We start from the raw sequence: 16,736 nt of genomic DNA, 5'->3' as shown, positions 1-16,736 counted from the left end.
GAAGAAGCTTTTAACTTTTACAAATCCGTTTTTGGCGGCGAGTTTTTAGGGCTTACACGCTTTAGCGATACCGAACATGGTGCAAACCTACCTGAAGAAGACAGGAACAAATTAATGCACATTTCACTACCTATTGGCAATACCATCCTTATGGCAACCGACGCGTTAGAATCAGCGGGGCATACTTTAACTTTTGGTAATAACTTCTCTATCTCTATCACTCCTGACAGTATGGATGAAGCCAATAAAATATTTGAAGGCCTGTCTGAAGGAGCACTTGTAGAAGTACCAATCCAAAAAATGTTCTGGGGCGCATACTTTGGCATGCTTACAGACAAGTTTGGTATTAAATGGATGATCAATTACGACGAAAACCAAAAATAACAGCCTAACATGCCCTGCTTGAATAAGCAGGGCACTTAATATTCACCCTATGAAAGATCTATTAACAGAATTAGAAAACGCCAGGACAAATCTTGCACAGGCTATCTCTTCCATCCCCGATGACCAGTTTAACACTGTCCCCTTTAAAGATAGCTGGACGGCAGGGCAAGTTACCGAGCATATTTTTAAAGCGCTGGGCGTTAATGTACTTTATGGCAAAAACCAACCCACGGAGCGCGCGCCGGATGAAAACGTAGAAGAAACTGGCAAACTCTTTTTAAACATGGATATTAAAATGAAGTCGCCTGATTTTATTTATCCGTCTGACGGGCCGCATGATAAAAAAGAAATGCTGGCTAAACTGGAAGACAGTTTGGATAAGTTAATAACTGCTGCTAAAACACTCGACCTGACTTTAACCTGTCTTGATTTTGAGATACCCGGAGCTCCGCCACTGGACCAGGCTTGAATTTCTGTGGTTCTATGTCTTCCATACCACCAGGCACACTAACCAGCTAAAAAATATAGCTAAGGCCTTAGCGGGATAATTAATTCTATGATAGTCGAAGTTTTTAAAACAAATGTTACCGAAGTTGAGCTGTCTGAGATACTGATCAGGCAATTGCTTCATCATTTCCCCGGAAGCCGGGTAAACTTTGACCTTGAAGACTGTGACAAAATTTTACGGGTGGAGGCGAAAGCCGTCGTCCCCGAAAAAATAATTGAAGTATTAAATGCGAATGGCTATTCTTGTGAAGTACTTTTGTAAGTAATTATAGCCTTTTCCGACTACTCACATTATGACCTTAAAACACATTATTTCTGTAATCAAACAATCTCTTAATGGCGAGAGCCGGGATTATACTACAGGCAGTATCCGCAAAGCGGTTTTCCTATTGGCAGTTCCTATGATTTTAGAGCTGAGCCTTGAAAGTGTGTTTGCTTTAGTTGATATATTTTTTGTAGGCAAGCTTGGCGAAAACGCGATAGCAAGTGTTGGATTGACAGAATCTGTTATTACCATCGTTTATTCGATAGCCATTGGCTTAAGCACGGCCGCGGGCGCGGTGGTTGCCCGCCGCATCGGCGAGAAAAACCCGGATGGCGCGGCCCATGCAGGTGCACAATCATTAATTATTGCTTTTATCATATCGGCTATATTAACTGTTGTGGGCATGGTATACGCCGGTGATATTTTAGGGCTGATGGGTGCCAGTAGAGAGGTAGTTGCCGATGGCGCCATATTTACGCGCATTATGTTTGGCGGCAGTTTGGTTATTATCCTGATCTTCCTTATAAACGGCATTTTTCGTGGGGCGGGTAACGCAGCAATGGCCATGAAAAGCCTGTGGATAGCCAGTTTGGTTAATATCATACTCTGCCCCATCCTCATTCACTTCTTCGGGTTAAAGGGCGCGGCAATGGCAACGGTAACCGGCCGTACATCAGGTGTAGTTTACCGGGTTTATCACTTAATAAAAGGTAATGGTATCGTGAAGTTCACATCTGCCCACTTCAATTTTGATGCACCCGTAATTAAAACCATCATAAACATAGCTGGCCCGCTACGCTGCAATTTATTATAGCCAGCGGTAGTTGGATAGTTGTAGCACGTTTAGTGGCTGAAACAGGCGGAACGGCCGCTTCTGCGGGTTACCGGTGGCTATACGTAACGTGGTTTTCTTTATACTGCCTGCACGGGGCCTAAGTAACGCGGCAGCTACATTGGTTGGCCAGAACCGGGGGCTAAAGAATTTGATCGCGCCGAAAAAAGCGTGATGATCACCGCCAAATATAACGCCATATTTATGGGCGCGGTGATGATTATATTTTTATGTTTCTCCAATCATATTATCCGCATTTTTACGCAGGACGCGGCGGTTGTTAAATATGGTACACAAGCTTTGCAGGTTTTTGGCTCGGCTTATATTTTTTACGGGATAGGTATGGTAATGACCCGGCACTTAACGGTGCCGGCGATACCAAAACACCTACCTGATAAACTTTATTTGTTTTTGGCTGATCCAAATACCATTGGCCTGGTACCTGTCTAAACATTTAGATATGAAAGCCACCGGTGCTTTTATCTCCATCCCCATAGCCGAGACAATGCTGGCCCCGGCGGCATGGTATTACTTTAAAAAAGGCAAGTGGAAAGAAGTTAAAGTGTAAGCTTAAACACAACTTATAGTATACACCAAAGGAAATCTATTACCAATAGTATTGCTACACCCCAGCCTAAAATCACAACTCCGATTGGTTTCTCTGGGTAAGGATCTTTGTCTAAAAATTCCATATTAATTAATTAATTATTTATATACTGATTGATACGTAATTATTACTCCTTAAGTTGGGGCTCTTTGTAATATTTTTGTTTGCCTGGTTAAAGGCAGCTATAAATCCCTTAAATAAATTAAAATCTTATAGATTTGGATTGAACATTATAACGATCACACAAAAACTAAATTCATGAAATACAATTTTATTTTGGCAGCCGGCCTGTTATGTTTAACATCTGTTAGCTACGGGCAGGTAACAAGCGCTACTATTAAACAAGCTAACCTTGCATCAGCAAACCCCACCAATGCCGAGCTTTTTGCACCCATCCCCAATGTAGTTACTCCTGCTAAAACCTGTGGAAATGCACCTTCAGACGCCATCATATTATTTGATGGCAAAAATTTAGACGAATGGCAGTCGCCAAAAGATCAATCAGCTGCGAAATGGACCGTAGCAAATGGTATCCTTACTGTTGATAAAACAGTCGGAGATATCGAAACCAAACGTAAATTTGGCAGCTTCCAGCTGCATATCGAGTGGAAGATCCCTGCTGATATTACCGGTACCGGGCAGGCCCGTGGCAATAGCGGTATATTTTTATCGGGCAAATACGAGATCCGGTATTGGACACCTACAACAACGAAAATAAAACCTACATTAATGGCATGGCCGGCAGTGTATACCGCGAATCTATCCCCTTAGTAAACCCTGCTCATAAAGCCGGCGAATGGAATGTTTATGACATTGCCTACACCGATCCTGAATTTAACGCTGATGGAACCGTAAAAGAACCTGCACGCGTTACTATTTTCTTCAACGGTGTGTTGGTTCAAAATAATGTTGCCATTAAAGGCGCTACATCAACTACTACAACGCACAAATATACTGCACATGGCCCGGCATCAATAAGGCTACAGGCACATGGTGATAAAAGCGCACCTATCAGCTACCGTAATATCTGGATTAGAGAATAATTTTCCGCTATAAATTAAGCCGTCCTGATATAAGCCGGGACGGCTTTTTTGTTGATATATAATTCAATTGTAAAGTCTATCAATTAGTTACAGAATTTAACATATTACTACACAATATTAAGATAGTTATAGCGTATTTATTACAACTAAAGCCTGCTGCCATTTGATAAAAAACGGACTATTCAAGTAATTAAATCATCACAACATGAATTATAAACTGAAGTTGGCCGACGGTACCACACAGCTTATTGAAATTACTGCGGGATATTTTAAAACCGGCGGGTGTGGAAAGTTAAAGTAAACGGTAAAGCAGCTATGCTTTATAAATTGGGTAGCGAATGGATGCAACGCAATGAAGACTACCGGGATATGTATACCCTTAAGGCTATTGGCGAGTTTATTGATACCATGATCACTCCACCGGTGGTAAACAACAATTGGCTTAATAATTTTGTTATCTGATTATGGTAACATACCCCTTTACAGGTTTACGACCATTTTTAAGATCAATGATATAATAATAAACCCCAAACGGCAGGTTGCTGTTATTGGATTGACCATCCCAAGCCGTTTTATAACCAATAGATGAAAATACCTTTTGCCCGTTTCTGTTAAAAACATCAACGGTACAACTGGAAAAGCTATCTAAATATTTGATGTCCCATTTATCATTTATACCATCGTTGTTTGGCGTAAAAGTATTAGGTACTACAGGGTCTAACAATGCCTTTATATTTACATTATCACTAACCGAGCAGCCTTTGTTATTTGTTACGGTAAGCGTGTAGGTAATGTCTTTAGTTACAGTAATAACCGGATCTAAAATAGTGGTGCTACTTAAACCTATCGCCGGAGACCATTGGTATTTAAGGCTATCACCTGTGGCACTGGCGTTCAAACGCGTAATCCCCCCGCTACTATAACCATATCTTTCCCGGCATCAACCGTAGGTATGGGTTTAACAACTATTACACGGGTTACAGTATCGGCACACGTTGTCGCGGCCGTATAAATATAGCTTATAGTGTGTGTGCCAACACCGGCAATCATGGGGTCAAATAATCCCGAGGCGCTAACGCCTGTTCCCTTATACATACCGCTTCCGGCAATACCACTACCCTCTTTTGCCACAAGTTGTACAGGTCCATTATTTAAACACAAAGAGTCGGGCCCGTTAAAAGCGAGTGAAGCTGCAGCATATACGGTTATCGTTACCTCTTTGGGTTTCATACAGGTTTCGCCTGAATAAGCCTGCATCACCACCCGAAACGTTTTTTTAGGCTGTGCGCTAAATTGCGGATAGAGATGGTAGTATAACTTACCGGGGGATGGATTATTATCTACCTCGGGCGGGATGCTTGCATTGTCGGCATCATAATACCAATCTATCCTGGTTATTGAACCCGGGAAAACAGCTGCTTTATTGCGAAAGTATATGTTACGTCCACTGCATAACGATGCTTCATTCAGCACGTCAAAATCAGCTTCAGGATTAGAACCGTTAATCATAACCGGCTTGGTTATAGCGCTAACACAACCTGAGGCAGAAGTTACCGTTAATGTAACCTGGTATAACTGCGCCTTCAAAAATATATGCTGTGAATTTTTTTGTGTGGATGTATTGAGAGCGCCGCTGCCAGCGTCGCCAAAGTCCCATGAGTAAGTAAGGTTACTATTGTCGGATATTTGGGTATTAGCAGTAAATTTAGCGTAACTACCATCTGCACACGTTGGGGGAAGGGTAAAATCAACTACAGGCAATGGGTTTATTACAATAGTTTTGCTAAGTACCGACGTACACCCCCTATCGGTATTCATGGTTAATTTTAGCTGATAGCTACCCGCGGTTGCGTAAGTGTGCTGAAAAGGAGCGCCATTATTGTGGGTTTCTGTAGGGCTGCCGTCACCAAAGTCCCAAACACGCGCCAGCACAAAGCCATCGGTACTAACCGATTGATCGGTAATGGTTATGGCCTTTGTTGCACAACCCGGGGTTGAATAGCTGAAAGCCATATCAATGCTTTTAAAAACATGTACTATTTTGGTCGTATTAGACGGTGCACATCCCAGCTTATTCCTTACCGTTAGCTTAACTGGAAAATCGCCGGAGGTGTTATATATATGCTCAGGATTTCGTTCTGTTGATGTTTGTCCGTCACCAAACTCCCAAAGCCAGCTTCCTACTTCTGCATCACCGGCTGTTGATTGGTCTGTAAATAAAATAGGCTCGCTTTGGCAGGTAGCTTTAGCCACCAAAAAATCTGCCGTCGGCAAAGCCAAAACTTTTACTTCAAATGCATTTGAAGCTACCACACAATTGGGTGAATTTATATTAGCTGCCGAACTGGTAACAAGCCTGTAAGAATAGGTCCCCGGTTCGGTTGGGGACATAACAGTGAATGAGGTAGCTGTGCTTGCCGAAGTTTGATCAACCCATGTTTTGTTCTTATAAACCTGTACTTTTTGAGAATTACCTGCAGGTGCCGTAGTGGATTTAATAGTTACAGGATGTGATTCGCCCTCGCAAAAAGCAGCATTGGCCTGATCAGACGTAACCCTTAAAGGTGCGCCATAGGGCCTGAAAACAATATCATCAATAGCAATATCATTACCACGGCCGCCGGGGGCGTTATTTACCATTTTGATAATTACAGCCTCGTCATAACCGCTTGTCGTAAATCTGAAGGAGTAATTGTTCCATACACCTAACTGTATAATATCGCCTGTATCGCCACTGCCTAAAACAGTACCGTCAAGTGATTCTATACTGAAACTAACGTTGGGTAAAATTTTACCGGGGGCCTTTATTATATTTTTTATATAGGCAGAGAACTGGTAAGTTGTATTGCCGCACAATCCTCGAACTTTACGCTTATAAAACTCGCCGGGCGTATAACTTGCGTTTACTATCATCATATAACCATTTGGATCTCCGGTATGATCAGTAGTTAAGCCCCAACCATTATTTAAACCGCCTGTAGTGTTGGTGATGGTATAGCCATTATCGTCGGGTGATGCTGCTATATAAGCATAGGTGGTTGATCCTGAATCGGGCCTAAGTGCACCGCCAAATTGGTTGATACCAGACCCAAAAGTAATATGCACTATAGGATCGCCTAAACTTTGGGTATAACCTTTATGAGAACCAGCTATAATAAATAGCAGTACATAAGCTATAGCTAATAAATATCGCTTATTAATTACTTGTAGCGTGTTCTCTTCCCGGCACATTTTATAATCGGCAACATAAAAGTATTACAAATTAAGTAAATACCCAATACGCTATACAGACCTTTATGTCATTATTTAGGTTTTACCATGCAATGGTATTGAAAAGCAAAAGGTTGAACCTTTGCCAACAATACTATTCACCCAGATTTTGCCACCTTCGCGCTTAATTATTTCTGATGATATATACAAACCCAGCCCCAGACCCGGGAAAGTATGCTGCATATCGCCGCTAACCCGGTAAAATTGCTCGAATACTTTATTCAGTTTATCCTCGGCAATGCCGATGCCAAAATCCTCGACACATAATATAACTTCGCCATCCTTTAAAGAAGTAGTTATAACTATCTTGTCGGCCTGTGGCGAATATTTGATTGCATTGGTTATGAGGTTGGTAATAACCTGGCCTATGCGCTCTTTGTCACCAAATACTATACCTATATCTGTATGATTTTCAATCAGGGTATGCTTCTCTGTTGTGCGTTGCAGGTCTTCAATCAAATCCTGCACCATTGGCACAAAATCAAACTCCCTGTCATTAAACTGCAGCTTGCCCGAGTTTATTTTGGTAACATCAAGCAAATCAGAAATTAGGCTTGTAAGGCGGTTTATTTGCCCGTCCATGCGGGTTATCATTGCAGCTTCCTTGGTCTCGCCCTTTTTAAGCAGCATTTTTTCTAAAACCTGCGTATACGCTTTAATACTTGTAACCGGAGTTTTAAGCTCGTGGCTGGCTATGCCTATAAAATCATCCTTTTGTTGCTGGATATGTTTTTGTTCGGTTATATCAACGCACGAGCCAATATAACCCAGAATTTGCCGCTGCCATCGTATTGCGGCTGCCCTGTTAAAACACACCAGTGAACAGTTCCATCCACATGGTTAAGTCTGAATTCAGCCTCGAACAGGCCGGGTACTGTTATATTTTCGCTTAGCTTTTCGGCTACCTTTTTTCGGTCTTCCGGTAAAACAGAATGCAGCCAGCCAGTGCCCAAATGCTGCTCATAGTTTCTGCCTGTCCAGTCTATCCGGGTTTGATTAACGTATGTTACCCCGCCTGACGCATCAGACATCCAGAGCGTTGTAGGCGCGGCGCTGGTAATATTGCGCAACAGTTGCTCACTGTCTGCCAGTGCTTGTTTAGCTCTAAGTTCGGGCCGCATATCGCGCATCACTGCGCCTACTGCTATAGGCGCGCCCGAAACCGGATCATCTATGCGGATACAATTGTTATAAACCGGGAAGATCTCACCGGTTTTAATATGGCGTACCAGCATGGTTCCCTCCCAGCGGCCCTTGCTCATTACGGTTGGCAAAACTTCCTGTTCAACTATTGCAAAGTGTGCAGGGTCATGCAATTCAGCAATAGGTACTTTTGCGACGTGTTCCGCGTCATCAAAACCCAGCATATCCATGCCAGCCTGGTTAATATAGGAGTTAGTACCGTCCATACCCAGTATCGACATTAAATCAACACTGTTATCAACCAGTGTAATTAACTTACGCTGTTCTTCTATTGCTTTTCGGTGTTCGGTAGTATCCAGTAAGGTACCTAAAATCCTGACGGCCTCTCTGTTGTCGGCATAAATAACTTTACCTTCCACCTTAATCCAATGGATGGTTTGGTCTTTCAAAAGTACCCGGGCCTCATACAATAGCCGACCGGATGTGATGGCATCTTCGTGCGCCTTTTTTCTAAGCTCCAAATCATCCGGGTGGAAAACAGAAACATACTCACTACGCGGAACAGGTTTATCAAAACCTAAAATATTTGCGGCTATGCTTGAGGTTATCATCTCACCTGTTAACAGGTCAAGATCAAAAGTACCCAAGCCAACGGCATCTACAGCAAGACGTGCCCGCTCTTCCGCCTCCTCTATTTTCTTTTTCGCAATAATTGTTTCGGTAACTTCATTAGCAACAACAATAACCCCGCTTATGGTACCATCAGTTTCCCTAAATGGTTGATAAACAAAGTTTACATATACGGTTTCTAATACTCCATTCCGTTCTAACAATACCGATGCGCCTTCGCCTTTGACCGGAACACCTGTTAAGCGTACGCTATCCAACAATTCTTCAAACCCCTGCCCCTTTACGTGCGGTATGCAATCAAATATCGGTCTACCCATCATCTGGTCGGCTGTTTGGCCATATAGCTTAGATATTTGCGGATTGATAAGATCAACAACAAATTCGGGCCCCTTTAATATGGCTATGCCAACAGGCGCCTGCATAAATGTAGAATACAACTGTTGCTGCTGTTGTTTAAGTGCTTCAACCCCGGCCTGTTCACGCTGAGTTACTTTATTTAACTCGGTTACATTTATAGGCGAATGTATAAAGTATACTACATTACCATCATCGTCTAAAACCGGGGTATTGGTGGTTGTCCACCAGCGCTCCTCAAACTCAGTAGTACCGGGTATAGGGATGTCATACCGGTAATTGTACATGGTATGGGGCTTTTTTGAGCGAATAGCTTCATCAAACGAAAAGGTGGTACGCTCAATGTTTTTAGATTCCTCGTCTGTTGGATTTGCCGGGAACGCGCCGAAAACGGATGTACCTATCAACGCTTCGCGGGTACTGTTAGTTGCTTTAAGGTAGGCGTTATTTACGTCAATAATAGTGTACGATGGCTTGTCTATACTTATTATAAGCATAGTAGCTTCGCTGTTGTAAAAAATATCTTTATAACTGTATTCAGGTAGTTTTATAACCATATCAGGATTATGATTTGTAATAAAATCAATACCACATAACAAGTTATAAGCCCTATTGATTTAAATAATTGTTACAATATGCTAAAATATTTATACTTTTTAAAGATGTTACATTATTCATAATGCAAATCATTAGCGCAGTTGTACCTGTAATTAATTTTCAAAGCCATCTGCTGCAGATATATTTTCTTTAAAGGAAAAATCAACAAGTAGCAAACGCTATGTCCTGTACCGCTAATATTACCTGTTAAATATTTTCCCGGGGTTTAAAATATAATTTTTATCAAATACCTGCTTGATACCGCGCCATATTTCAAAATGTATGGGTGAGTATTTTATCGGCATAAAATCTTTCTGTACCAGTCCTATCCCATGCTCGCCTGATAATGTCCCGCCAAGGGATACCGTCAGCTCAAATATTTCGCGGATACCATCTTTTAATTTATGGTTCCAGTCATCATCGCTCATGTTGGCTTTTATGATATTTACATGCAGGTTGCCATCACCTGCATGGCCATAGCAAATAGATTCAAACCCATACTTATTCCCGGCAGCTTTAATGCCCGCTATTAATTGCGGTAATGCCGCCCGCGGAACAACCGTATCTTCCTCTTTATATACAGAATTTGATTTTACCGATACCCCTATAGTTCGCCTTATGCGCCATAACTCTTCCTTTTGGGCCGATGTATCTGCAAATAATACATTAGTGCAGCCATACTCTTCTAATACCGTATTGACCTTTTCGCAATCAGCAAATATCATATCAGCATTTGTTCCATCCACCTCAATCAGCAGGAATGCCGCGTCATTGGGTAGCAGGTTAAAAACTATCGCGTCTTTTTCTATCACCCATTCTATTGCCCTGCGTTCCATAAATTCAAGTGCGGACGGTACAATCCCGGCCCTGAAAATAGCCGATACTGCTTTACACGCCGCACCATTTGATGGAAAGGATGCCAACATTAACGCATCGACAGTTGGCGCCGGAATAAGCTTTACTACAATTTTGGTGACGATACCCAACGTACCTTCCGACCCAATGATGAGCTGGGTTAAATTATAGCCCGATGCATATTTTAAAGTATTGGCCCCCGTCCATATAATTTCGCCTGATGGCAGCACCAATTCCGGTTCAATATATATTCGCGTATTGTGCCATATTTTACCACCCTTGGCCCGCCCGAGCCGTGCGATACATTACCGCCAATAAAGCAGCTACCTTTGCTTGCCGGATCTATAGGGTACAGTAACCCTTTAGCCGCTACCTGGTTCATAAACTCTTCGGTAATAACACCGGGCTCTACAGTGGCCTGCAGGTTTTGCTCATCAATAGCTATAACCTGATTAAAGCGTTCCATCGCTATAACCAAACCGCCCATTACGGGTAGTGCGCCACCGCTTAAACCGGTGCCCGCACCGCGCGGTGTTACGGGTATTAGGTGTTCATTACAAAGTTTTAATAATGCTGCGACTTCTACGGTAGACTTTGGCTTAACAACAACTTCAGGGTAATAGCGCAAATCCTCAGTTTCGTCATGACTGAATTGTTCCATTTCGTCGTGACCGGTTATAACCGCGTCACTGCCAACAATCTGGTTAATTGCGCTTAATATATCCGGGGTTATTTTATTGTAGACCATAAACTGCGAAAACCAAAACTATGTATTATGCGCTGTAAATTAATTTTTATATGTATAATTAACGCATAAATATATCCCGCCAATATGAAAAAGCTGTTGCTATCTGTTTTTGCATGCGATCCTTCAAAAGGATCAGAAGATGGCAATGGCTGGAACTGGGCCCTCGGGCTGGCCGGGAAGGGTTATGAGGTACACTGCCTTACCCGGAGCGTAAACCAAGAGGATATAGAATTACACGCCAGGCCCGATAATGTAACATTTTATTATATAACTATGCCGCTGGGTACCGAGCGGTTGTTTCATGCACCGGGGCCTGGTATTTATATGTACTATATGCTATGGCAATGGCTGGCATATAAAAAGGCAGCCGGTTTGCACAAGCAATTCAAATTCGACCCGGCCCATCACGCGACCTGGGAAGCTTACAAATGGGCTCGTTTTTATATAAGCTGGATATTCCCTTTGTATTTGGCCCCGCCGGTGGCGGGCAAATAGCCCCTGAGGCATTTAAAAGTTATTTTAAAGGCTACTGGGCATCCGAAGTAAAGAGAGAGCGGGTAAGCGATATCCTGGTCAAGAATAACCCGGCCTGTAAAAAGATGCTAAAAAAGCTTATTCGGTGTTGGTATCCAATCCCGAGACGATGGCGCTGGCAAAATCTGCGGGTGCAAAAAACTGTCATATATCGCTGGATACCGCTTTGCCTGATAGTTTTTTTCCTGATCAGCTTAAAATAAAATCGCCAAAAAAGATAAACTGCAATTACTTTGGGTGGGGCGTTTTATGCCGCGTAAAGGCGTTTTATTGGTATTGGAGGTTATGCAACAGTTAAAAGCATACGCCGGTATAACCCTTACCATTGTAGGACATGGCGAAATGCAGCAGGAAATTGAAGATTGTATCATAGAATATGGGCTGGAAGATACCGTACGTTTAACAGGAAAAGTTCCGTACGAAGAGGTCCGCTCCTATTATGATTCGCATGACGTTTTCTTTTTCACTTCGCTGCGCGATTCAAATGGTGTGCAGGTTATAGAAGCTATGGCCTTTGGTATGCCTGTGATCACCCTTAATTTACATGGGCAGGGCATTATTGTAAGTGATGAAACCGGGATAAGATGCAGCCCCGAATCGCCTGCTATTGCCGTGGCCGAATTAAAAGAAGCGGTGCTTGAACTTTATAACAATCCCGCTAAAGTAAGCAGCATGAGCGCGGCGGCCGCCAAATATGCCGCAAAACAAAAATGGCCCGAAAAAATAAATGATACCGTAACTAACTATTATCCTTTTTGATAACTAAGCGATACCGCCGAATAAGCCACTTTACCACCGAGCGGAGGGTTAGCTTTTTTAAAGTAAGTTTTATGCTATCAACAAAATTATACTCTTGCTTCACTTCGGCTATAATAGCTTGTGCCACCGTTTCTAATAACTTTTTAGGCACCTTCATTATTTCGCAAATTATAGTATAGAGCTTTTCGTAATTAACGGTATTGGCCAGATTATCTTCATCCAGATTACCGGGTTGTTTAAACTCAACCTCGATATCAACAATAAAGCGACACCCTAATTTTTGTTCTTCGGGATAAAAGCCGTGCCAGGCAAAAAACTCTGCGCCGTGTAATGCTACAATCATGAGTCAAAAGTAATTAAGATTAACAATATGCCTATATCTAAGTTAGCTTTCGTTAAATTTGTTTACCAACATTTATTTATATGGCTAAAACTGATCTTTTTGAATCGCCCGATTATTATTTATTAGATGAATTATTAACTGATGAGCATAAACTGATCCGTAAAAGCGTACGCGATTGGGTAAAAAAGAAGTAAGCCCTATAATTGAGGATTATGCGCAGCGTGCTGAATTTCCGAAACAGCTTTTAAAAGGATTGGCGGATATAGGTGCCTTTGGCCCTACTATTCCAGCACAATACGGTGGCCTGGGGTTGGATTATATGGCCTATGGCATCATTATGCAGGAGATTGAGCGTGGCGACTCAGGCATCCGGTCAACTGCATCCGTACAAGGATCGTTGGTAATGTACCCTATTTATGCCTATGGGTCCGAAGATCAGAAAAACAAATACCTGCCCAAACTGGCAACCGGCGAGCTAATGGGTTGCTTTGGTTTAACCGAGCCCGATCATGGATCAGACCCGGGCGGCATGACCACAAATTTTAAAGATGCCGGCGATCATTATTTGCTAAACGGCGCAAAGATGTGGATCTCCAACTCCCCTTTTGCGGATATTGCTATTGTTTGGGCAAAAAACGAACAAGGCAAAATACATGGCTTAATAGTTGAACGCGGCATGGAAGGTTTTACTACACCCGAAACACATAACAAGTGGTCGTTACGCGCGTCGGCAACCGGCGAACTGGTATTTGATAATGTTAAAGTGCCCAAAGAAAACTTGTTGCCCAACGTATCCGGTTTAAAAGGACCGCTTGGCTGCCTTAACCAGGCGCGTTACGGCATTGCCTGGGGCGCTATAGGCGCAGCTATGGATTGTTATGATACCGCATTACGTTATGCTAAAGCGCGTAAACAGTTTGGTAAACCAATTGCTGCTTTCCAGCTACAACAAAAAAACTGGCCGAAATGATAACCGAAATAACAAAGGCTCAGCTGTTGGTTTGGCGCCCGGCCACTTTAAAAACGAGAATCGGGCCACACCTGCGCAAATATCAATGGCCAAACGTAACAGTGTTGAGATTGCTATAAACATAGCGCGTGAAGCAAGGCAGATGTTGGGTGGAATGGGTATAACAGGCGAATATCCTATTATGCGTCATATGATGAATCTTGAGTCGGTGATTACATATGAGGGCACACATGATATACATTTATTAATAACCGGTTTGGACATTACCGGCGAAGAAGCTTTTAAATAAAATTTTTGACGTAAAAACCTTACTACTTTAGCGCTAATTATAGCTGTAAAGAGTATATTTGTTTATCTGCTGCAGTAATTAATAATTTTGATTTGCCTTAATAAACATCAGTACACTAAATATACCCTACGTAGTTGGTGGTGGCTGCTGCTGGCTCTCATTATAACCTCCTGCAAGCAAAAAGTTCTGAAGCGAGTGGCAATTCTGAAGAATTTAAAAAGTACTTGTACATGTTGATACCTTGTTTGGCACTAATCGAGCCCCGGAAGCTTTACGGGTGCTTGATTCGGTAGTAAAACATTCAGATAATCTGACACGTGAAGACAGATACCGTAGCTACGGTTATCGATATTTTTATTACCATAAGGCAGGCGATGATAAAAAGCCTTATTATACGCAGATACGATGCTTAATATCGCTACGCAAAGCGTCAGCGTAAATAAAAAACAATACATACACCTGTATGTAGATGCTAATTTTGCCTTGGTTGATGCCTATTTTGCCTTGCAACAATATGACGATGCCTATCAGCACCTTTTCCAGGATATATAATCGGAAAAAATAGTTTCAACAAAGAAGTCCTGTCTTATTACCTATACCGTATGGGTATGATAACTTATAAAATGGGCAATTATAAATTGGCTAAAAACTATTTTAAAGAAAGCTACAATTATCTTGAAATCAATCCCGCCGATTTTGTGAACTTTTATCACGTACAGGAATTACTGGATAACATTGCCCTTAGCTATAAGCATAATAACCAGTTGGATAGTGCATTGATTTATTTCGATCAGTCTTTAAAATTCATTAACAAATATGGGCCGCAATTTAAAGACCGGCCAAAAATGATAGAAATTGCCCGCGGCGTTGTTTATGGCAATCAATCAGAGGTATTGGTTTTGCAGGGTAAATATCAGCAGGCTGTTGAATTATTAAAAAGAGCATAGCAATAAATCTGCAAAAAGATTATGATAATAATGATGCTGCCTTCAGTGAAATAAAGCTGGCCAAGCTTTATTACGAGCAGCATAGAGATAAAGAGTTGTTTGAATTGTTAACTGCAATTAGCAACCAACTTAAAACCATAAACAACTCTGACGTAGAAGCCGACTGGAATAACCTGATGAGCAAGTATTACTTGCGTAAAAAAGATTTACCTAAGGCTTTGGCATATCTGCAAACTTACAATACGGTTAAAGATTCGAATATTAAAAAGCTCAATCTTTTAAAGGAAAGTGATATCAATAAGCAGTTTGACAGTTACGAAAAACAGCGGCAAATAGAGCAGTTAAGCAACAATAATAAAATACAGCTGATATCCCTTTACGTAATAATTGTTGTAACCCTAATGGCCGTGGTTATTATCTTCCTGATTTACCGTAATTGGAAAAGATCAAAACAGGATGTACAAACAGTTAACCTGTTAAACCAGCAAATTAATGAGCAAAACAGTGTGCTGGAACGGGCTTTAAATGATCTAAAAATAAGCAGCCAGAAAAGACAGGATACTGCGTACCGTAGCGCATGACCTTAGAAACCCGATAGGTGGTATAGCTTCATTAACAAATTTAATGGCTGATGATGAATATACCGAGGATCAAAAAGAACTGATAAACCTGGTTAAAGAAACATCCTATAACTCGCTTGAGCTGATCAATGAAATATTAGAGGCAACGAACATCTCTTCTATCGAATTAAACCCTGAACCTGTCGAAATTAACTCACTGGTAAACAACAGTGTTGAATTGCTTCGTTTTAAAGCATCAGAGAAAGGACAGAAGATATTTTACGAGCCCTTAGGCGCCCCGCTTGAAATATTAATAAGCCGCGAAAAAATCTGGCGGGTGATAAGTAACCTGATAAGCAACGCCATTAAATTTAGTCCTACCGGCGCCCCTATTTTTGTTAAGTTGGTTAAAGAAAAAGATGAAGTAGTAATATCTGTATTAGATAATGGCATTGGTATCCCCGAAAAACTAAAGGACCAGATTTTTAATATGTTTACTACCTACATGTGTGCCCTCATATGATCACCGACTTTCATCATATGACGCATAATAGGATATTCGCCTGTTATACCCATTCCACCAACATCTGCCCGATTTTATAGCAATCGTTTTTATTGATATTTGCGCAGGTGTGCCCGATTCTCGTTTTTAAAGTGTGAGCGCCAAACCAACGAAGCTGAGCCTTTGTTATTTCGGTTATCATTTCGGCCAGTTTTTTGTTGTAGCTGGAAGCAGCAATTGGTTTACAAACTGTTTACGCGCTTTAGCATAACGTAATGCGGTATCATAACAATCCATAGCTGCGCCTATAGCGCCCCAGGCAATGCCGTAACGCGCCTGGTTAAGGCAGCCAGCGGATCGCTTTAAACCGGATACGTTGGGCAACAAGTTTTCTTTGGGCACTTTAACATTATCAAATACCAGTTCGCCGGTTTTGCCGACGCGCGTAACGACCACTTGTTTATGTGTTTCAGTTTGTAGTAAAAACCTTCCTGCCGCGTTCAACTATTAAGCCTGTATTTTGCCTTGTTCGTTTTTTGCCCAAACAATAGCAATATCCGCAAAAGGGAGTTGGAGATCGCATCTTTGCGCCGTTTA

20 protein-coding genes and 2 pseudogenes are annotated in these 16,736 nt (G+C 41.8%); 14 read left to right on the top strand and 8 right to left on the bottom strand.

The features are described 5' to 3' along the window. Positions 1–51: 51 nt before the first annotated feature. The 8 genes and pseudogenes from HK413_RS03625 to HK413_RS03600 form a co-directional block, all read left to right on the top strand. A pseudogene (locus HK413_RS03625) lies at positions 52–384 on the top strand (VOC family protein); the annotation flags it as partial. Between the two features lie 49 nt (positions 385–433). Next, positions 434–853: a DinB family protein gene (locus HK413_RS03620; RefSeq protein ID WP_175269174.1), complete on the top strand. Its 420-nt coding sequence runs from the start codon at positions 434–436 to the stop codon at positions 851–853. An 87-nt stretch (positions 854–940) separates the two neighbouring features. Next, positions 941–1,153: a hypothetical protein gene (locus tag HK413_RS03615; RefSeq protein WP_217452030.1), complete on the top strand. Its 213-nt coding sequence runs from the start codon at positions 941–943 to the stop codon at positions 1,151–1,153. Between the two features lie 31 nt (positions 1,154–1,184). After that, on the top strand, positions 1,185–1,970 hold the full coding sequence (locus HK413_RS16530) for an MATE family efflux transporter (protein ID WP_246229671.1): 786 nt from the start codon (positions 1,185–1,187) through the stop codon (positions 1,968–1,970). A gap of 192 nt (positions 1,971–2,162) precedes the next feature. Continuing rightward, positions 2,163–2,438, top strand: a complete 276-nt coding sequence (locus HK413_RS16525) for an MATE family efflux transporter (protein WP_246229670.1) — start codon at positions 2,163–2,165, stop codon at positions 2,436–2,438. A gap of 415 nt (positions 2,439–2,853) precedes the next feature. Next, positions 2,854–3,366 (top strand): 3-keto-disaccharide hydrolase, encoded by a 513-nt coding sequence (locus HK413_RS03605; RefSeq protein ID WP_262886769.1) that lies wholly within the window; start codon positions 2,854–2,856, stop codon positions 3,364–3,366. After that, positions 3,330–3,638, top strand: coding sequence for a 3-keto-disaccharide hydrolase (locus HK413_RS19230; RefSeq protein WP_262886768.1), 309 nt, complete (start codon positions 3,330–3,332; stop codon positions 3,636–3,638). The genes HK413_RS03605 and HK413_RS19230 overlap by 37 nt, the downstream gene beginning before the upstream one ends. A 282-nt stretch (positions 3,639–3,920) precedes the next feature. Further along, positions 3,921–4,100: a hypothetical protein gene (locus HK413_RS03600; protein WP_175269173.1), complete on the top strand. Its 180-nt coding sequence runs from the start codon at positions 3,921–3,923 to the stop codon at positions 4,098–4,100. On the opposite strand, the gene HK413_RS03595 is transcribed toward HK413_RS03600, so the two are convergent. The 6 genes from HK413_RS03595 to HK413_RS16515 form a co-directional block, all read right to left on the bottom strand. Further along, on the bottom strand, positions 4,093–4,536 hold the full coding sequence (locus tag HK413_RS03595; protein WP_175269172.1) for a gliding motility-associated C-terminal domain-containing protein: 444 nt from the start codon (positions 4,534–4,536) through the stop codon (positions 4,093–4,095). The genes HK413_RS03600 and HK413_RS03595 overlap by 8 nt on opposite strands. After that, the gene (locus HK413_RS03590; protein ID WP_175269171.1) at positions 4,533–6,869 is read right to left on the bottom strand and encodes a PKD domain-containing protein; all 2,337 of its coding nucleotides are present in this window, start codon (positions 6,867–6,869) and stop codon (positions 4,533–4,535) included. Before HK413_RS03590 ends, HK413_RS03595 begins: the two co-directional genes overlap by 4 nt. 75 nt (positions 6,870–6,944) lie before the next feature. Further along, positions 6,945–7,724, bottom strand: coding sequence for a sensor histidine kinase (locus HK413_RS03585; protein ID WP_175269170.1), 780 nt, complete (start codon positions 7,722–7,724; stop codon positions 6,945–6,947). Continuing rightward, positions 7,649–9,592, bottom strand: coding sequence for a PAS domain S-box protein (locus HK413_RS03580; protein ID WP_175269169.1), 1,944 nt, complete (start codon positions 9,590–9,592; stop codon positions 7,649–7,651). The genes HK413_RS03585 and HK413_RS03580 overlap by 76 nt, the downstream gene beginning before the upstream one ends. Before the next feature lie 240 nt (positions 9,593–9,832). Beyond that, the gene (locus HK413_RS16520; protein WP_317169257.1) at positions 9,833–10,717 is read right to left on the bottom strand and encodes an FAD-binding oxidoreductase; all 885 of its coding nucleotides are present in this window, start codon (positions 10,715–10,717) and stop codon (positions 9,833–9,835) included. Then, complete coding sequence (locus tag HK413_RS16515) at positions 10,672–11,235, bottom strand: FAD-binding oxidoreductase (RefSeq protein ID WP_246229667.1); 564 nt, start codon at positions 11,233–11,235, stop codon at positions 10,672–10,674. The genes HK413_RS16520 and HK413_RS16515 overlap by 46 nt, the downstream gene beginning before the upstream one ends. Positions 11,236–11,319: 84 nt before the next feature. Here HK413_RS16515 and HK413_RS03570 point away from each other — a divergent pair, with 84 nt between their 5' ends. Further along, positions 11,320–11,730 (top strand): hypothetical protein, encoded by a 411-nt coding sequence (locus HK413_RS03570; protein ID WP_175269168.1) that lies wholly within the window; start codon positions 11,320–11,322, stop codon positions 11,728–11,730. A gap of 243 nt (positions 11,731–11,973) precedes the next feature. Continuing rightward, positions 11,974–12,528 (top strand): glycosyltransferase family 4 protein, encoded by a 555-nt coding sequence (locus HK413_RS03565; protein WP_317169256.1) that lies wholly within the window; start codon positions 11,974–11,976, stop codon positions 12,526–12,528. Here HK413_RS03565 and folB read toward each other — a convergent pair. Beyond that, positions 12,509–12,871 (bottom strand): dihydroneopterin aldolase, encoded by a 363-nt coding sequence (gene folB / locus HK413_RS03560; protein WP_246229665.1) that lies wholly within the window; start codon positions 12,869–12,871, stop codon positions 12,509–12,511. The genes HK413_RS03565 and folB overlap by 20 nt on opposite strands. Positions 12,872–12,951: 80 nt before the next feature. Between folB and HK413_RS03555 the strand changes: the two are divergent. The 4 genes and pseudogenes from HK413_RS03555 to HK413_RS03535 all read left to right on the top strand — a co-directional run bounded on the left by HK413_RS03555 (position 12,952) and on the right by HK413_RS03535 (position 16,160). Then, positions 12,952–14,130 (top strand): annotated as a pseudogene (locus HK413_RS03555) (acyl-CoA dehydrogenase family protein). Positions 14,131–14,678: 548 nt separating this feature from the next. Next, the gene (locus HK413_RS03545) at positions 14,679–15,077 is read left to right on the top strand and encodes a hypothetical protein (protein WP_394353124.1); all 399 of its coding nucleotides are present in this window, start codon (positions 14,679–14,681) and stop codon (positions 15,075–15,077) included. Between the two features lie 95 nt (positions 15,078–15,172). Next, positions 15,173–15,658 (top strand): hypothetical protein, encoded by a 486-nt coding sequence (locus HK413_RS03540; protein ID WP_175269164.1) that lies wholly within the window; start codon positions 15,173–15,175, stop codon positions 15,656–15,658. Then, a complete protein-coding gene (locus HK413_RS03535; RefSeq protein ID WP_317169255.1) occupies positions 15,636–16,160 on the top strand; it encodes a sensor histidine kinase in 525 nt (174 codons plus the stop codon). The genes HK413_RS03540 and HK413_RS03535 overlap by 23 nt, the downstream gene beginning before the upstream one ends. Before the next feature lie 177 nt (positions 16,161–16,337). Here the strand turns inward: HK413_RS03535 and HK413_RS16510 are convergent, their stop codons facing one another. Then, positions 16,338–16,595 (bottom strand): acyl-CoA dehydrogenase family protein, encoded by a 258-nt coding sequence (locus HK413_RS16510; RefSeq protein WP_317169250.1) that lies wholly within the window; start codon positions 16,593–16,595, stop codon positions 16,338–16,340. Between the last annotated feature and the right edge of the window lie 141 nt (positions 16,596–16,736).

Source organism: Mucilaginibacter humi (assembly GCF_013087555.1).
The sequence above is the reverse complement of the archived record's forward strand: the minus strand, read 5'-3'. Positions and strand labels throughout refer to the sequence as shown.

Coding starts and splice junctions, on each gene's coding strand:
- HK413_RS03620 (WP_175269174.1), top strand. CDS start 434: ATGAAAGATCTATTAACAGAATTAGAAAACGCCAGGACAAATCTTGCA.
- HK413_RS03615 (WP_217452030.1), top strand. CDS start 941: ATGATAGTCGAAGTTTTTAAAACAAATGTTACCGAAGTTGAGCTGTCT.
- HK413_RS16530 (WP_246229671.1), top strand. CDS start 1,185: ATGACCTTAAAACACATTATTTCTGTAATCAAACAATCTCTTAATGGC.
- HK413_RS16525 (WP_246229670.1), top strand. CDS start 2,163: ATGATCACCGCCAAATATAACGCCATATTTATGGGCGCGGTGATGATT.
- HK413_RS03605 (WP_262886769.1), top strand. CDS start 2,854: ATGAAATACAATTTTATTTTGGCAGCCGGCCTGTTATGTTTAACATCT.
- HK413_RS19230 (WP_262886768.1), top strand. CDS start 3,330: ATGGCCGGCAGTGTATACCGCGAATCTATCCCCTTAGTAAACCCTGCT.
- HK413_RS03590 (WP_175269171.1), bottom strand. CDS start 6,869: ATGTGCCGGGAAGAGAACACGCTACAAGTAATTAATAAGCGATATTTA.
- HK413_RS03580 (WP_175269169.1), bottom strand. CDS start 9,592: ATGGTTATAAAACTACCTGAATACAGTTATAAAGATATTTTTTACAAC.
- HK413_RS16515 (WP_246229667.1), bottom strand. CDS start 11,235: ATGGTCTACAATAAAATAACCCCGGATATATTAAGCGCAATTAACCAG.
- HK413_RS03570 (WP_175269168.1), top strand. CDS start 11,320: ATGAAAAAGCTGTTGCTATCTGTTTTTGCATGCGATCCTTCAAAAGGA.
- folB (WP_246229665.1), bottom strand. CDS start 12,871: ATGATTGTAGCATTACACGGCGCAGAGTTTTTTGCCTGGCACGGCTTT.